10 protein-coding genes are annotated in these 14,243 nt (G+C 60.3%); 4 read left to right on the forward strand and 6 right to left on the reverse strand.

Going from position 1 to position 14,243, the window contains the following annotated elements; all coding sequences use genetic code 11:
• The first annotated feature begins 27 nt into the window (after positions 1 to 27).
• Together KBC96_01555 and KBC96_01560 are read left to right on the forward strand one after the other, a co-directional pair.
• Positions 28 to 2,769, forward strand: coding sequence for a UPF0182 family protein (locus KBC96_01555; protein ID MBP6963068.1), 2,742 nt, complete (start codon positions 28 to 30; stop codon positions 2,767 to 2,769).
• Between the two features lie 93 nt (positions 2,770 to 2,862).
• A complete protein-coding gene (locus KBC96_01560) occupies positions 2,863 to 3,039 on the forward strand; it encodes a hypothetical protein (GenBank protein MBP6963069.1) in 177 nt (58 codons plus the stop codon).
• A gap of 22 nt (positions 3,040 to 3,061) precedes the next feature.
• On the opposite strand, the gene KBC96_01565 is transcribed toward KBC96_01560, so the two are convergent.
• Positions 3,062 to 5,008 carry a family 10 glycosylhydrolase gene (locus tag KBC96_01565; GenBank protein ID MBP6963070.1) on the reverse strand — a complete coding sequence of 649 codons (1,947 nt, stop codon included), beginning with the start codon at positions 5,006 to 5,008 and terminating at the stop codon, positions 3,062 to 3,064.
• Positions 4,998 to 5,663 (reverse strand): hypothetical protein, encoded by a 666-nt coding sequence (locus KBC96_01570; GenBank protein ID MBP6963071.1) that lies wholly within the window; start codon positions 5,661 to 5,663, stop codon positions 4,998 to 5,000. Before KBC96_01570 ends, KBC96_01565 begins: the two co-directional genes overlap by 11 nt.
• A gap of 143 nt (positions 5,664 to 5,806) precedes the next feature.
• On the opposite strand from KBC96_01570, the gene tsaB reads away from it, so the two are divergent.
• The gene (gene tsaB / locus KBC96_01575; GenBank protein ID MBP6963072.1) at positions 5,807 to 6,586 is read left to right on the forward strand and encodes a tRNA (adenosine(37)-N6)-threonylcarbamoyltransferase complex dimerization subunit type 1 TsaB; all 780 of its coding nucleotides are present in this window, start codon (positions 5,807 to 5,809) and stop codon (positions 6,584 to 6,586) included.
• An 18-nt stretch (positions 6,587 to 6,604) separates the two neighbouring features.
• On the opposite strand, the gene KBC96_01580 is transcribed toward tsaB, so the two are convergent.
• The 4 genes from KBC96_01580 to KBC96_01595 all read right to left on the reverse strand — a co-directional run bounded on the left by KBC96_01580 (position 6,605) and on the right by KBC96_01595 (position 12,211).
• Positions 6,605 to 10,249 (reverse strand): hypothetical protein, encoded by a 3,645-nt coding sequence (locus KBC96_01580; protein ID MBP6963073.1) that lies wholly within the window; start codon positions 10,247 to 10,249, stop codon positions 6,605 to 6,607.
• Positions 10,246 to 10,842, reverse strand: a complete 597-nt coding sequence (locus KBC96_01585; GenBank protein ID MBP6963074.1) for a hypothetical protein — start codon at positions 10,840 to 10,842, stop codon at positions 10,246 to 10,248. The genes KBC96_01580 and KBC96_01585 overlap by 4 nt, the downstream gene beginning before the upstream one ends.
• A gap of 149 nt (positions 10,843 to 10,991) precedes the next feature.
• Entirely contained in the window at positions 10,992 to 11,603 is a 612-nt protein-coding gene (locus tag KBC96_01590) for a hypothetical protein (GenBank protein MBP6963075.1), read from the reverse strand.
• Positions 11,591 to 12,211: a hypothetical protein gene (locus KBC96_01595; protein MBP6963076.1), complete on the reverse strand. Its 621-nt coding sequence runs from the start codon at positions 12,209 to 12,211 to the stop codon at positions 11,591 to 11,593. Before KBC96_01595 ends, KBC96_01590 begins: the two co-directional genes overlap by 13 nt.
• 314 nt (positions 12,212 to 12,525) lie before the next feature.
• Between KBC96_01595 and KBC96_01600 the strand changes: the two genes are divergently transcribed.
• Positions 12,526 to 14,121 carry a phosphoglycerate dehydrogenase gene (locus KBC96_01600; protein ID MBP6963077.1) on the forward strand — a complete coding sequence of 532 codons (1,596 nt, stop codon included), beginning with the start codon at positions 12,526 to 12,528 and terminating at the stop codon, positions 14,119 to 14,121.
• Positions 14,122 to 14,243: the final 122 nt, after the last annotated feature.

A 14,243-nucleotide genomic window follows, 5' to 3' on the forward strand; every position in this document is an offset into this window, starting at 1 on the left:
GGGTTCTGTTTGGCAAGGAGTCCCACCATGAAACGCAGCCTCTGGCCGATCGTCGGCGTTGTCGCTCTTCTGCTCCTCGTCTTTGGAGGCTCTATCGCCCGGTTCTACACCGACTGGCTCTGGTTTGGCGAAGTCGTCTACCGGACGGTGTTCTGGACGGCGATCAAGACAAAGCTGGCGATGGGATTCATCGCGGGCGCCGTCTTCTTCCTCATTATGTTCACCAACCTCTGGCTCGCGCGGAAACTCGCGCCGCCCGTGCTCGAGCACTACGACGGAAACGTCCTCCGCGCCCGGTTTGGCAGGATAGCTCGGAAGGGGCTCACGTTTCTGATCTTCGGCGCGGCCCTCGCCGCAAGCGTACTGGTCGGCCTTGAAGCCTCCTCTCACTGGATGAGTTGGCAGATGTACGCCAACGGAACGAAGTTCCTGGATACCGATCCGATCTTCGGCCGTAACGTCGGCTTCTACGTGTTTCAACTCGGCTTCCTCAGGTACGCCTACGGGTGGCTGATGTTCACCGTCGTTGTGACCGCGCTCGCAACCGCGGCGGTCCACTACCTCGACCGGGCGATAGAGATTCTCGCCGGGATGCCGACCTTCGCGCCGCACGTCAAGGCCCACCTCTCCCTGCTCTTCGCCGCAGCGCTGCTCGTCAAGGCGTGGGGGTACAGGCTCGACGCATACAACCTGCTGTACTCGCCGAGCGGAGTCGTCTTTGGCGCCGGTTACACAGACATCCATGCGCGTCTGCCGGCCTACAACGTGTTGATCGTCATCGCCGTTATGGCCGCGATTCTGGCGCTCATTAACATCTTCCGCCGAGGCATAATGCTCCCGGCGGCCGCGCTGGTGATGCTGGTCGGCGGGTCTCTCATTATGGGTGCGCTATACCCGGCCGGCGTGCAGTTTGCCAAGGTCAAGCCGGATGAGATCAGGCTGGAGTCGCCGTATATCAAACACAGCATCCAGGCGACTCGCAAGGCCTTTGATCTGAACAGGATAGAGTCGAAGGATTTTGCGGCGCTCACCAACCTGACCGCGAAGGACATCGAAAACAACCGTGCCACCATCAACAGCATCCGGCTCTGGGACTACAGGCCGCTGAACAGAACCTACGGCCAGCTTCAGGAGTTGTGGCAGGCATACGATATCGCCAACGTTGACGTGGACCGCTACACTATCAACGGAGAGATCCGGCAGGTCACTCTGGCCGCGCGCGAACTCTCATCCGAGCAGTTGAACAAGGTTACGGAGCCGACCTGGCAGAATCAACGCCTGCAGTTCACCCACGGCTATGGGGCGGTCATGAGCCCCGTGAACCGCGTCGCCGGGGAGGGCCTTCCCGACTTCTTCATCAGTGGCATACCTCCGACCTCGCCCGTCGGCATCAGCATTGAAGTGCCTCAGATCTACTTCGGCGAGAGAACTTACGACTACGTCATCTCGAACACGAAGCAGGCGGAGTTCGACTATCCGCACTCCGGCGATCCCAAATACACGAACTATTCCGGCAACGGCGGCATCCGACTCGATTCGTACATCAAGAAGCTTGCTTTCTCTACCCGATTCTCCGACATCAACATGATCTTGCCGAACCCGCTCACCAAGGACAGCCGGATCATGTTTCGCCGGGAGATCACCGAGCGCGTTAGGACGATCTTTCCTTTCCTGATGTACGACCCGGATCCGTACCTCGTAATATCGGGCGGCCGGATGTACTGGATGATTGACGCGTATACCGTCTCGAGCAGATACCCTTACTCGCGGCCGCATCAAGTAGGCAACTACCCTGTCAACTATATGCGCAATGCGGTCAAGATCGTCGTGGACGCCTATCATGGCACAGTAGATTTCTACACCGCCGACGCGGACGATCCGTTGCTGAAGACATACGCCCGCATCTTTCCGGGCGTGTTCAGGCCTCTCGACTCGATGCCGGCCGATCTGCGGCAGCACGTGCGGTACCCGGAACAGCTCTTCCTGGCGCAGTCGAACGTTCTGCTCACCTACCACATGCAGGATCCAAGGGAGTTCTACGCCAAGAACGACCGGTGGGACATACCGAACGAGATCGTCGAGACGGGTGGGGGACAGCAGCCGGTGGAGCCTTACTACGTCGTTACCAGATTGCCCGGTGAGAAGAAGGAGGAGTTTCTGATGATGCTCCCCTTCACTCCCGCGAACAAAGACAACATGATTGCATGGATGGCGGCGAAATGCGGCCCCGACGACTACGGCCGGATGATTCTCTATCACTTCCCCAAGGAGAAGTGGATATCGGGGCCGGCGCAGATCGAGGCGCGCATCAACCAGGATCCGGCGATCTCGCCTCAGTTGAACCTGTGGAATCAGCAGGGATCGCGAGTCAACCGCGGCAACCTGCTGGTGATCCCGATTGAGAAGTCGCTCATCTACGTCGAGCCGCTGTACCTGGAGTCGGATACGAGCAAGATCCCCGAACTGAGGCGTGTGATCGTCGCGTACGGCGACCGCATAGCGATGGAGGATACTCTCGACGCGTCCCTGGCGCGCATCTTCGGAGGGGAAGTCGGCCGATCCGAGCCGGCGAGCAGCCCCGCCGCCCCGGCTACGGGCGCCCCTTCCGCCGCTCCGGCTACCGATGCGGGCAGGCTCTCAGAGCAAGCGTTCGCTGAATACCAGCGGGCGAAGGAGCTTCAGCGGAAGGGTGACTGGGCAGGATACGGTCAGCAGCTCGATAAGCTGGAGGACACCTTGAAGCGCCTCCGCGCGTTGAGCAGGAAGTGACGATTCGGGCGAAGGGGCGACATACCGGCACTATGGGTAGCGGCTCACCCGCAGACGGAGTTGCCGACGCTTCACCCTGAACCACCGATGCAAGTGGACAAGATAACAGAGTTCCTGGTAGTCCTGATATTCGCGCTCGCGGTCGGCACGGGCGCAATCCTTTCGATCCTCTATCTGGAGGAGACGCCGCGTGCGGTCGCCATCGTCCTCGTGCTGATCTTGGCCCTCGTGTCGTGGCAGTATCTCCGCAGACGTTTCGGGCGAGCATAGGCGACCTGCTCGGTCTTCGTCGTCAGGGACTCATGAAGGCCTCTAGCGTCTTCACCAGTTCCGACGAACCTCCGTAGAAGATCCATCCTCTCTCGGGTTGTTGCGGGCTGATCACCGGTATGAGTTCCAATAGCCGGGCCATGTCGCCGCCATCTCGCAGTAGCGGCACGACTGCAGCGTACTTGGATGCCGCCGCGTAGAGCGCATTCACCGACTGTACGTCCGGGTGTTCGGCAACGTGCCCCAGGTCCGTAGCGCCCAACCGCACCTCGGGCAGGACTGCGCCGACTCCTGGGAGTTGCGCCCAGCGTCCCGGCGACTGAGCGTCGGAATCGAAGTCGAGCGTCACCGAGAATACCGCATCCGGTTTGATGGCCTTGAGCGCCGTGCCCGTTTCGCCGATCAACCCTGTCAGCTTTCCTCTGCGGAATCGGTCCCAGATCGCCTGCGCCTCGAGGTCCTCCGGCGACCTCGCGCCCTCGGAATCCACGTCAATGGGGTCCACCTGGTGCGCGCGGATCATCTCCTTGCGAACCTCGACGGTGTAGCCGAAGGGCACGGACATGTCGCGTCCGTTCACAACGAACGGCCCGCTCCTCGGGTACTCGACCCGGTCGAGGCATACTCCCGAGATGTCGTACTTCGAGGCGATCTCCCGCACTACTGACCGAAGCAGTCTCGCGGTCTGAGACGATGCCGGACAAAGGTATACCTCCGTCTCCGGCGATTCTGGTGCCGTGTTGCTCGGACCCAGTTCGGCCGATGCCGACTGCTGCCATTTCGACTGCTCCGCGTACGTTCGGTCGAGCAGGTTTCGGTCCTCCGACGCGCGGAATCTGGCGGGCGGCGGCGGGGGATGCGATGCATCGCCCCAGAGCGTCGCGTCCACGACGGCGTGAACCTTCATGCCGTGTTCGTCTGCTCTGCGGATCAACGCCGCCAGACGGTCTTCGTCCCCGGATCCGGGCTCTCCGATCGTGAGGACCCTGCTGGGATAGATGGCCTGGCCGCGCCGGATGACCGGCACGAAAACGTTCTCGAAGTTGCGTTCCTTTGCAGTCTCGAACAGCGCGGTCAGGTCGCCCGGCTTCTCGTCAGTGAGCCAGATGCCGTACAGGTGATCGGGTAGCGATGCCTCCTTGGTGGGTTCGCCTACGTTTACGGTGACGGTTCTAGGTCCCATTTCCGTGGTTGTTAGGTCGTCGTCGGGCTCGGTCGGGACCGCGGTGAGCGGCGACTCGACCATGAACCTGCCGCTCGGCGAGTCAATCACCATAGCCGCGGTCATGCTGATTCCGAGGCGGGGCGCTTGCGTCACTAGCAGGTTGCTTGGAATCCACGTCTCGCGCGGCTTGAAACCCTTCGAGAGCAGCGCAGAGTTGAGCCATTCGAGTTGGGAACGAGTCATGGTAGCGACAGTCAGCGCGCCGTCATAGGCGATCTGCTCGCGCTGAAGTGGGGTCAACTCCCACTCGGGATCGAAGCTCGGAGGGAACGGCATCGTGTCGTAGAGCCACTCGCTGACAGCGGTCTTCACGGTCCTGGCGATCTCGGTCTTCCGGGCCTCGCCATAGCGTTCCTCCCATCTGGCGACCGCCGTCCCCCGTGCGTCCTTCGTCAGGAAGAAGATGTCGTCCACAAGCCGCCACTGCAGGCCCGTGACCTCCTCGACGCAGGTCATCACAGTCTCTAGGCGTGCTGCGGAGGCCTGTATCGAAATGGCGGACTCGGCGAACCGCCGGTCAACGTTGAACTCGGCGGACGTCTGCCGGTCGAGCTGGGCGCAGATCTCGCGCAGGGAGATGGACCTTCCGGATACGGTGACCAGACTGATCATCATGGGGTCGGACCGCCAGTCGAGTTCGGCCTTGCGGTCCGCATTCGAGGGAAGGGATGCCAGCGCGACCAGGACCGTCAGCACCGCCGGCAGCACACGATGCGCCTGATTGGCGACGTTCTCACTCGGCATTCTGAATCACCTCCCTCTCGGCTGCCAGTTTCGCGTACGGCGTGGAATCGAGGGGGAGCGCCTGGCCGTCGCCGCCTTCGGTCGCCGGGATGTTCAGGTAGGGCATCACGCGGAAGAACACCGCGGTCTGCTCGGGCTTCGGAACGGATACATCGTCGGCAAACGGTGCTAAGATCGCGGTCACAGTCTGCTGCTGGTCGGGAGTCATGTCCGCGTAGGAAAGAGGTGCTCCTCGAGAGACGTAGAAAAGCTGCATCTCGCTCAGCGACGCGAGCAGTGCGGTCATTCCTTGTTCCGGAGTGAGCTTCTCCTTCGGCGGGGTGGCGACATTCTCAAGCTTGACGGGTCGTTTGAACACGATCACGGTGTCCTCTATATACCAGCTCAGGCCGCTGATCTTGGCGAGAGCGTTGAGGACCTCGCGCAGGGTCTCCCGGGTCCATGAGGCGATGAGGCCGGTCGGCTCGATCGGCGCCGCGATGCTGACGCCGGCCGCGCGCCCGATCGCCCATGCCGCATCGCCCATCGAGGTGCCGTCCAGAACGAGGTCAACGCGATCGTCGAGCTTGGAGAAGTCGAACGCACCGGCGCACATCACCGGCATCCAAAAGATGAGAGCGACAAGAACCAGCCTGCTGAACACGGGCAGTTTCACGGCAGTTACTCCTCTGCTTATAGGTTCATCGGCGTCAGGCCCATCATGCCCAATACATGCAGTCCGCACGCATTCTATCACCCGCGAGGTGGATTGGCAATGTTGACTGTGCATCCGGGTAAGCCTATAATCGCAGTGAGTTCATGATCTGCCTCTCGCTCGAAACTACGACTGACATAAGCAGCATCGCGATCACCGACGGCGCGGAGATCCTCGGGGAGTACGACTTCGCGCACCACATGGATCTCTCCCAGCGGCTGATGCCAAACGTCGTCAACCTGATGAAGGACTGCAAGCTGGCGATGAGCGACCTGCAGGCCGTGGGTGTTTCGCTCGGGCCGGGGTCATTCACCGGGCTTCGGATCGGCGTCGTCACTGCGAAGACGCTCGCGCAGACCCTCGGCATCCCTATCGCGGGGATCGTCACCCTCGACCTCCTCGCCCGCCAGTTCGACTACCTGCCCGGCGCGCTCGTCTGCCCGCTCATCAAGGTCCGCAAGGGCGAGGTCTACTACTCCTTCTACCGCACCGGCCTCATCGCGGTGCACCGCCTCACCGGGTACGAGGCAGGTCCGATCGAGGACGTCGTGAGCATGGCCCGGACCGCCCCCTTACCTGCAAGCGGAAAGGGGTCTTCCAGCACCACCACCTCTCCCTCGAAGGGAGAGGGCCGGGGTGAGGGTAGCAGCTCCATCATCTTCTGCGGCGATGCCCTCAGAGCCAACCTTCCCGCCTTGACGGAAGCTCTCGGCGGCCGGGTTATCGCCGCGCCTGAGTGGCTCTCGTACCCCAAGGCCTCTACGGTCGGAAGGCTCGCAGTCGAGAAGATCGAGGCCGGGGAGGCGAGCGATCCTTTCTCGCTCGTCCCGTTTTACATCCGCCGCTCAGCCCCGGAGATGCGCCTGGGCGATACCTGCGAGTGAACCGCCCACCGACTGAATCTACGGGGCTACGCGTCGCTTCCACGGCCAGTCGTCGGACATATCGGATACCCCTCGCTGTATCAGCACTGGAGGGCAAGGTTTCCCCGACGCATCGGTGTACAGTAGAATTTCTGAAGGGCTGATGATCGCGGACCGACCGTCGGGTAGAGTGGTGCGTGTAGCACCGTGCACGTCTATCTCGAACGACCGTGCCGTGAGCCGTTGGATCGGCTGGTCGAGTCGCAGTACTAGCCGTGGCTGCTCAGGAAGTGGCTCGCCGATATCCTTGAGTCCCCAGGTCATACCGTCGTCAGATACCGAGACAACCATCACCCCGTTCAGCTCGACGGTGGAGCCGACGGGTCTTGACAGCACAGTGTCGATTTCGCTCCAGAGAGCCCGCTGGGAATCAGCCGGCGAAGTCACGTATACATCATCGAGAGCTAGAAGTTCGAAACTCTGGGACTGCCCTGATGCTTGTGACCTGTATGTCAGGTAGATTGCCGTAGGAGTTACCTGAGCCCATCCGTACTGGTTCTGACCGGCAAAGTCGCTGAGTACAGTGATGTAGTCGCCGACCACCAGGGCGGTGGTTGCTGCCATGGAAGTGCAGGCATACATGTGAGCCGGATCTGTCTCAGATACCCAGACCTCACTGGCTGACGTGTACTCGACGCACTGATTCACTAGGCGCACGGCCGCGCCGACAGGCACATCGGAATTGTCGGGCCACACGAGCCTCGTGGAAGCGCCGTACGCTCTGGGGTACTGGCGACGGAGTACGATACCCGAAGCGTCCTCCACCCTGAGCATCGGGCAAGAGCCCTCGTTGACCTCATACAGGCTGCTGACGCCGGTAACGATCGCATAATCACCAACACCCGGTGCGGAAGCCAGACCCGGGCAGTATACACGAAGCCCCCTGGCCTGATTCGGTGCCTGCGGGATCGGCGCTCCATCGAGAGGAACCTGTATCGGCTCATAGACGCCACTGGCATCTACGAGGCTGCACCCGTCGTCAACATAGGCATAGCCGGAGTCATCGCACGTTATCCGACCGCACGCCGTGACCAGCAAGCCTGTGTTGTACACGCCGTTCGCCGAAGAGACACCCGTGATGCCCTCCGGCGAGATTCCGCCGATCGATCTAGTCGCCATCGCGAGTGCACGGGGCATCTCTGCGGGCCCCATATCCCATATCGGATACGTTGCCTCGATATACCGTTCGCCGCCAACTGTGTGCAGAACGCCCCCGATAGCGACCTCCCTACCTCTGGATACCGACTTCGATGCCTGCACCATAATCCCCGAGGCGCGATCGTAGTCCTGCACATAGAACCCACCGTCATTTGCAGGTGACGTCCCCGATGTCACGGGGACGCCTACGAGAAACACATCAGTGCCGTCGAGTGCATCGGACAGCGGAGAAACCGAGGTGATGCCGAGTGCGTTGTTCGCCAACACTACCTTGCGGGGCGGACTGAACGAGATGGAGTGCTCACTGTAATAGTATGCAGCCGCCTGGAGCTCATATGCACCGTTGTCGGCTACCGAGGGTGCTATGGCGCACTGATATGGAGCGATGGTCGCGGTCCCTGCCAGTATCGGACTGCCCTGTCCCAACAACCAGAACTCGACCTTCGGCGGCAAGCAGTCAGGCTGCGCCTGAACCGGCGTTGACTCGGATACGATAGCGTACTCAGCGTCAGGCGCGGTGATCAAGACCGACGGCAGGCTGGTATTGTCGAGCGTAACAGACTTGGAAATCCTGGCGCTGCCGCCGGCTCGTTCATCCTGATAGACCACAACCTCGATGGTGTAACCGCCATCGGGATAGACCGGATTGCCATCCGACAACTCGGGGGAGTTCCACCGTGCCTCGTAAGGCGCGATGGTGTCGGTACCTATGAGCCTCCGCGTGCTCGTCGCACTGTCCGTGACGCAAACCTCAACGCGGACAATGCTGCCGAGGTCGGGTGTGACCGAGATCGCCAGCGGGACTATGCCCTTGACGGTATCTCCTTCATTGGGTGTCGGTTGCATAGTAATGACAGATAGATAGTCAGCGAAGGGCGACATAAGCGGGTCACCAATTATCAGAGCCTTGTACGCCAGGCGGTTTGTTGCCATGTATGCCGACTCAGCCCAGGAATACCCCTTGGCATATCTAGCAAGCGTCGTCGCGCCATCCACGTAACCGCCACCGGGCTCGGAGACCGCCGCGGTAATGCCGGTGCAACCGCCGCGGATATACTCCGATGCTTTCTGTCTGCCGAGCAGCAGCGGCAGCCTCAAACCCTGGCCCTGCGACATGAGGATGTGCAGGTCCCGAGATCCTACGCAGTCGAAATACCGCAGCAGCGGTTCGTTATCATGATATCCATTGTCGTCAGTAGGGAAGAACACGCGTACCCGGAAACCTTCGCTCTGTTGTGGCCACTCTATCGTTTGGTCGCTCAGGTCTATCTCGGCCACTCCGCCAGCCGGTACGTGCGTCTCCACGTCGCACAACTGCCCGTTGCGCATCCAGCGGAGCGGACTGTCGTCGTGCTTGTCGAATATGCCGACTCGGTAGCTCGGGAGCGGGACGACGTGGCGCACGCCGCCAAACAGGTATATCCCCGCGTCTACCCGCAGCACAGGCGTGTTCAGGGTCTCGACGTTATCATCGTCCCAGAATGCGAACAAGCCGGTCCGCAGGCTCGAACCTCCGTATGATTCCTGGATCACCGATATCGCGCCCGGTTTCCAGTTGAAATAGGGACGACCCCACTCGGTACTCTCCAGAATGTCGGTATCATGCATGCCGTAGCTGCTGTACGCCATGACGCCGAGTTGATCCGCGAAGGTCTTGACATAGCACGTGCTCGCGTCGCAGTCATGGATGATGAGATCCGGTTCCAGGATGGGATCAAGCCACGAGCAGTCGGTGCCCGAGTGGTCAACGGGCAGGTAATCGCAGGTCCACGGCAAGTCGTGAACAAACCTGCCTCGCTGACCAGCCGAGTCGTGTGCCCGGTCGATCATGTCCATCACGTCCTGAGGAATCTGCCCATCGTAGCCTGTGACGGTCACCAGCGGGTCTGTGTATCCATCCAGACGGCAGACAAGGTAGCGCATCTTGTAGGTATCCTCGCCGCAGGGGATGCTGTTGTCCGGGGAAGCCCGGAAGGATGCGAAGTCAATGTCCTTGCCAAGATAGGGATTTGTGGCGCCTGCGAAGGTCAACGGGCCCAGGTCCGGGTCCTCGTTGAACAGCAGGGTAAGGAATGAGTCCACCGATTTCTGATCATCCTGAACGGGCGCATTGATCTTGAACGGTATGCCGTAGCACATCACCAGGCACTGGATCGGGTCGTTCGCCGGATCCTCCGGGTCCACACCGATCTGGTTGACGAGGGCGTTCCGAATATCCTCAGCAAGCTCGGCGTACTCGGAGGGGGTTGCACTCTCGACCCTCGCAGTCTGGACACGGATCAGATTCGACGATGGTATGCCTGCCTGCGCGCAGTAGTATTCACCAACAGCAGTGGACTTACCGCCCAGAAAGGAGTCCGTGTTCACTATCACTGCTACGTTGTGCGGAGCGATGCCAGCTTCCAGGGAACATGAGAGAGCCAGCAGCACTGCGAGCACAACAATCGCGTTGGGCAAGCGTCTCATCGCGGCGTCCTCCTTCTGATGACGCCGGCGGCTATCAGCACTCCGGATGCGAGAGCCAGAAGTCCTGACGGTTCCGGGATGGCAACAAGCCGAAACACAAGGTCATCGCCCGGTTGAATAGTTGAGCTCAGCCATATTGGTCCGCCACCAACTACTGCTCCGGATTGTAGCTGACTCCACAGCAGTTCGTCGTTCGATCGCCCCGGCCGGTGTGTATAGATCCTGAGCTGGAGTTTCTGGGCATCATAGTTCGTTGCCCAGCCCAGGTCTATGCTATCATAGTAAGGACCGGAAGATGAGTACGTGCCCCAATCCTCGAACAAAGTTCCACTCGCGACGTCAGAGGTTTCAGCTATTGTCACGGTTCGCCCTCGTGAATACCTCTCCGCGACTGTTACCGGGCCGAACTGGCCGATCGCACTGGTTGCATACCACGGAGACTCCCAGTATTGGTCTGGGTATGCTGATCCCATCAACCACACATAGGCAAACTCAGCATACCACCCCTCCTCGAGCTGCACGGCGTGGGATGAGGGTGCGAGGCCGATGGCCATCGTGAAAACCAAAATCAGGACAAGCGCGAACTTCTTCATCGTCGGCGCTCCTCTCCAGGATTCGACTGTGTTGAAAAACGCTCCCGGCGATGAGGCTGCCGGAAATACCGGGTGAAGCTATTTTATTATAGCTGACGGCTTGCTTGCCGTCAACGATAGCCGGCGAAAACAGGTAAATCTACCGGTATTCAGGCCGGGTCGTCGCCATATCCATCCAGACGGCAGACAAGGTAGCGCATCTTGTAGGTATCGTCGCCGCAGGGGATGCTGTTGTCCGGGGAAGCCCGGAAGGATGCGAAGTCAATGTCCTTGCCAAGATAGGGATTTGTGGCGCCTGCGAAGGTCAACGGGCCCAGGTCCGGGTCCTCGTTGAACAGCAGGGTAAGGAATGAGTCCACCGATTTCTGATCATCCTGAACGGGCGCATTGATCTTGAACGGTACGCCGTAGCACAGAACCAGCGCCTGGATCGGGTCACTGGCAGGATCGTCCGGGTCCACGCCCAATTGGGTCACGAGCTTCGCGCGGATCTGGGCTGCGAGCGCCTGATATGTTGCAGCCGGGACATATTCCTCTTTGTCCGAGTAGACTTCGATAATATTGCCTACCGGAATACCTCTCTGGGCACTATAGTAATAGCCTACCGCCTGAGACATCGTTATCAGGTCTTCGGGATCAGCGTTGAGATTTGGGTTCGTGTTGACGATTACTGCTATATTGTGCGGCGCAAGACCCGAGGAGGCAGTAGAGCACAGCGCAATAAGGAATGCGCTGGCTAGGCATATCGTTATTCTCTGCATGACCTGTTCCTTCTTGCCACTCCGACGGCTAAGATGCTAGTCATGAACAACAGACTGATCAGTCCAGGGCGTTCCGGCACAGCCGTGACACGGAAGGCAATACCGTCACCAGGCAGAAGGTTCCCCGGTACATTGATCTGACCTGGACCCAGCGCATGACCGGATTGCGTCTGGCTCCAGAGTAGCTCGGCCGGCCCCCCCGTCCTTGTACGCCATATCTGCACTTGCATTCTGCCGGCATCATACGACGTTTCACAGCTGAACCGCACCTGCTGGTAGTAGGGTGCACTGAAGGCGAAAGCCCCAGAATCCTCGAAGAGAACTCCGGGGCCAACGTCGACGTTTTCCGCAATCTGAACTCTGCGTCCGAAACCATATACCGGATAGGATTCCTCCACACGTACTGGCCCGGTCGACACGAGCGCACTCGTCGGATACCAACCGGTCAGCCATTCCTCCTCATGGTCACCGTTCCACACAGAGGTATACAAGGTTACGAAGTCAAAAGTCGCATACCACCCTTGTCGAAGCTGCACGGCATCGGACGAGCCTGCGAGGCCCATCGCCATGATGGAAGCCAAGATCAGAACCAGCGTGAACTTCTGCATCGTCGGCGCTCCTTTCCAAGGATCGACAGCAAGCTTGTCGAGCGTGGCTTACGCTTGCCATTATCGCGCATTTGTGTGAGTTGGCAAGTGCTACGTGGCCGTTCTGCTCCGGTTTCAACGCGTCAATGCGGCCCATCACGTCCATCGGCTAAGCGCTCTCCGGCCGTTCCCGCGCCCACGAAACTTTGTGAAAAAAATCACAACATGCCTCCCGAAACCGTTGACATGGGTGCGTGCCTGGTGTATGATTCAGGCACGCACTTCGTTTTCGACTTGCGGTGCATCACGATCTTACAGCGGAAGGACGGGTGACTATGCCGAAGGTACTGGTTAGCGATCCGATAGCGAAGGAAGGAATCGAAATCCTTCAGAAACACTTCGACGTTGACGTCAAGACCGGGATGGAGAAGGACCAGCTCATCGCGTGTATCGGTGAGTATGATGCTCTCGCGGTCAGAAGTGAGACGAAGGTCACAGCCGATGTCCTGGAGGCCGCGAAGAACCTGAAGATCATCGGCCGGGCCGGGGTCGGAGTAGACAACATTGACGTGCCGGTCGCGACGGAGAAGGGCATCATAGTCGTCAACTCTCCGGCCGGCAACACCATCGCCGCCGCCGAACTGACGATGGCGATGATGCTCTCCATGTCCAGGAACGTACCCCAGGGGCATGAGATGCTTCGGGCGGGCGAGTGGAAGGCCGCGCGCAAGGCGCTCATCGGCGTCGAGCTCTACGGCAAGACCCTCGGCGTCTTCGGCCTCGGCAAGATCGGCTCCGAGGTCGCCAAGAGGGCAAAGAGCTTCGAGATGAACGTCATCGGCTGCGACCCATTCGTCTCCGAGGAATACGCTGGCAGACTCGGCATAGAACTCGTCGGCTTCGAGGACCTGCTGAAGCAGAGCGACTATATCACTCTTCACGTCCCGGCGAACAAGGACACCAAGGGTTCGATCAACGCCGAGCAGATCGCCATGATGAAAGACGGCGTGCGGATCGTCAACGTCGCCCGCGGCGGGATCATTGACGAGGCCGCGCTCGCCGACGCCGTCAAGTCCGGCAAGGTCGCGGGCATTGCGTTCGACGTTTATTCCTCCGAGCCGCCTGAGGCGGACAACCCGCTGCTGAGCCTCGATCACGCGGTCACGACCCCGCACCTCGGCGCTTCCACCGAGGAGGCGCAGGTGAACGTCGCGATAGACATTTCCGAGCAGATCGTGGACGTTCTGAACGGCAAGCCGGCCCGCAGCGCGGTCAATATGCCCGCCCTCAGCGCCGAAGTCATGGCGGCGGTCAGTCCGTACCTCACACTCGGCGAGCGGATCGGCGCCATGCTCACCCAGTTGGCGGACGGCCCGGTCGAGGGAATCGAGATCTCGTACTGCGGCGAGCTTTCCTCTCTGGAGACAGGTCCCGTCGGCCGCGCGGTGCTCAAGGGCCTCTTCCAACCGATTCTCACGGAGCAGGTCAACATGGTGAACGCCCCCGTGATCGCCGAGTCGAGAGGAATCCGCGTGACGGAGAGCAAGACGAAAGACTGCGAGGACTACAACAGCCTGCTCTCGGTGAAGGCCAAGGTCGGCAAGAGCGCTCTCACGATCGCCGGAACGCTCTTCGGCAAGAAGGACATCCGGATCGTCCACCTCGACGGCCACTCCATTGATATCGTTCCCAGCGGCGCGATGCTTGTCACCACGCACATAGACAAGCCGGGCATCATCGGGCGCGTGGGTACGCTTCTCGGCGGCCGGGGCGTCAACATCGGCGGCATGCACGTCGGACGAGAGGGTATCGGCAAGCACGCCGTGATGGTGCTCAACGTTGACGGCGTCATGTCGGAGGATGTGATCCGGCAGATTCAGGAGATGGACGGTATCGAGAGCGCCAGACAGGTGCACTTCGGCGACATCTAGCTCCGACCGATGAGGCATGCAACGTAAGGGGCAAGCGGATGGAGCAGGGGCGGCATCTGACCGGCGCCCTCTGGTTCTGTACCCTTGCCCCTCTTCCCTTGTCCCTCTCCTGAAAGGATTTG

This window comes from Armatimonadota bacterium, from assembly GCA_017993055.1.
GTDB lineage: Bacteria > Armatimonadota > UBA5829 > DTJY01 > DTJY01 > JAGONM01.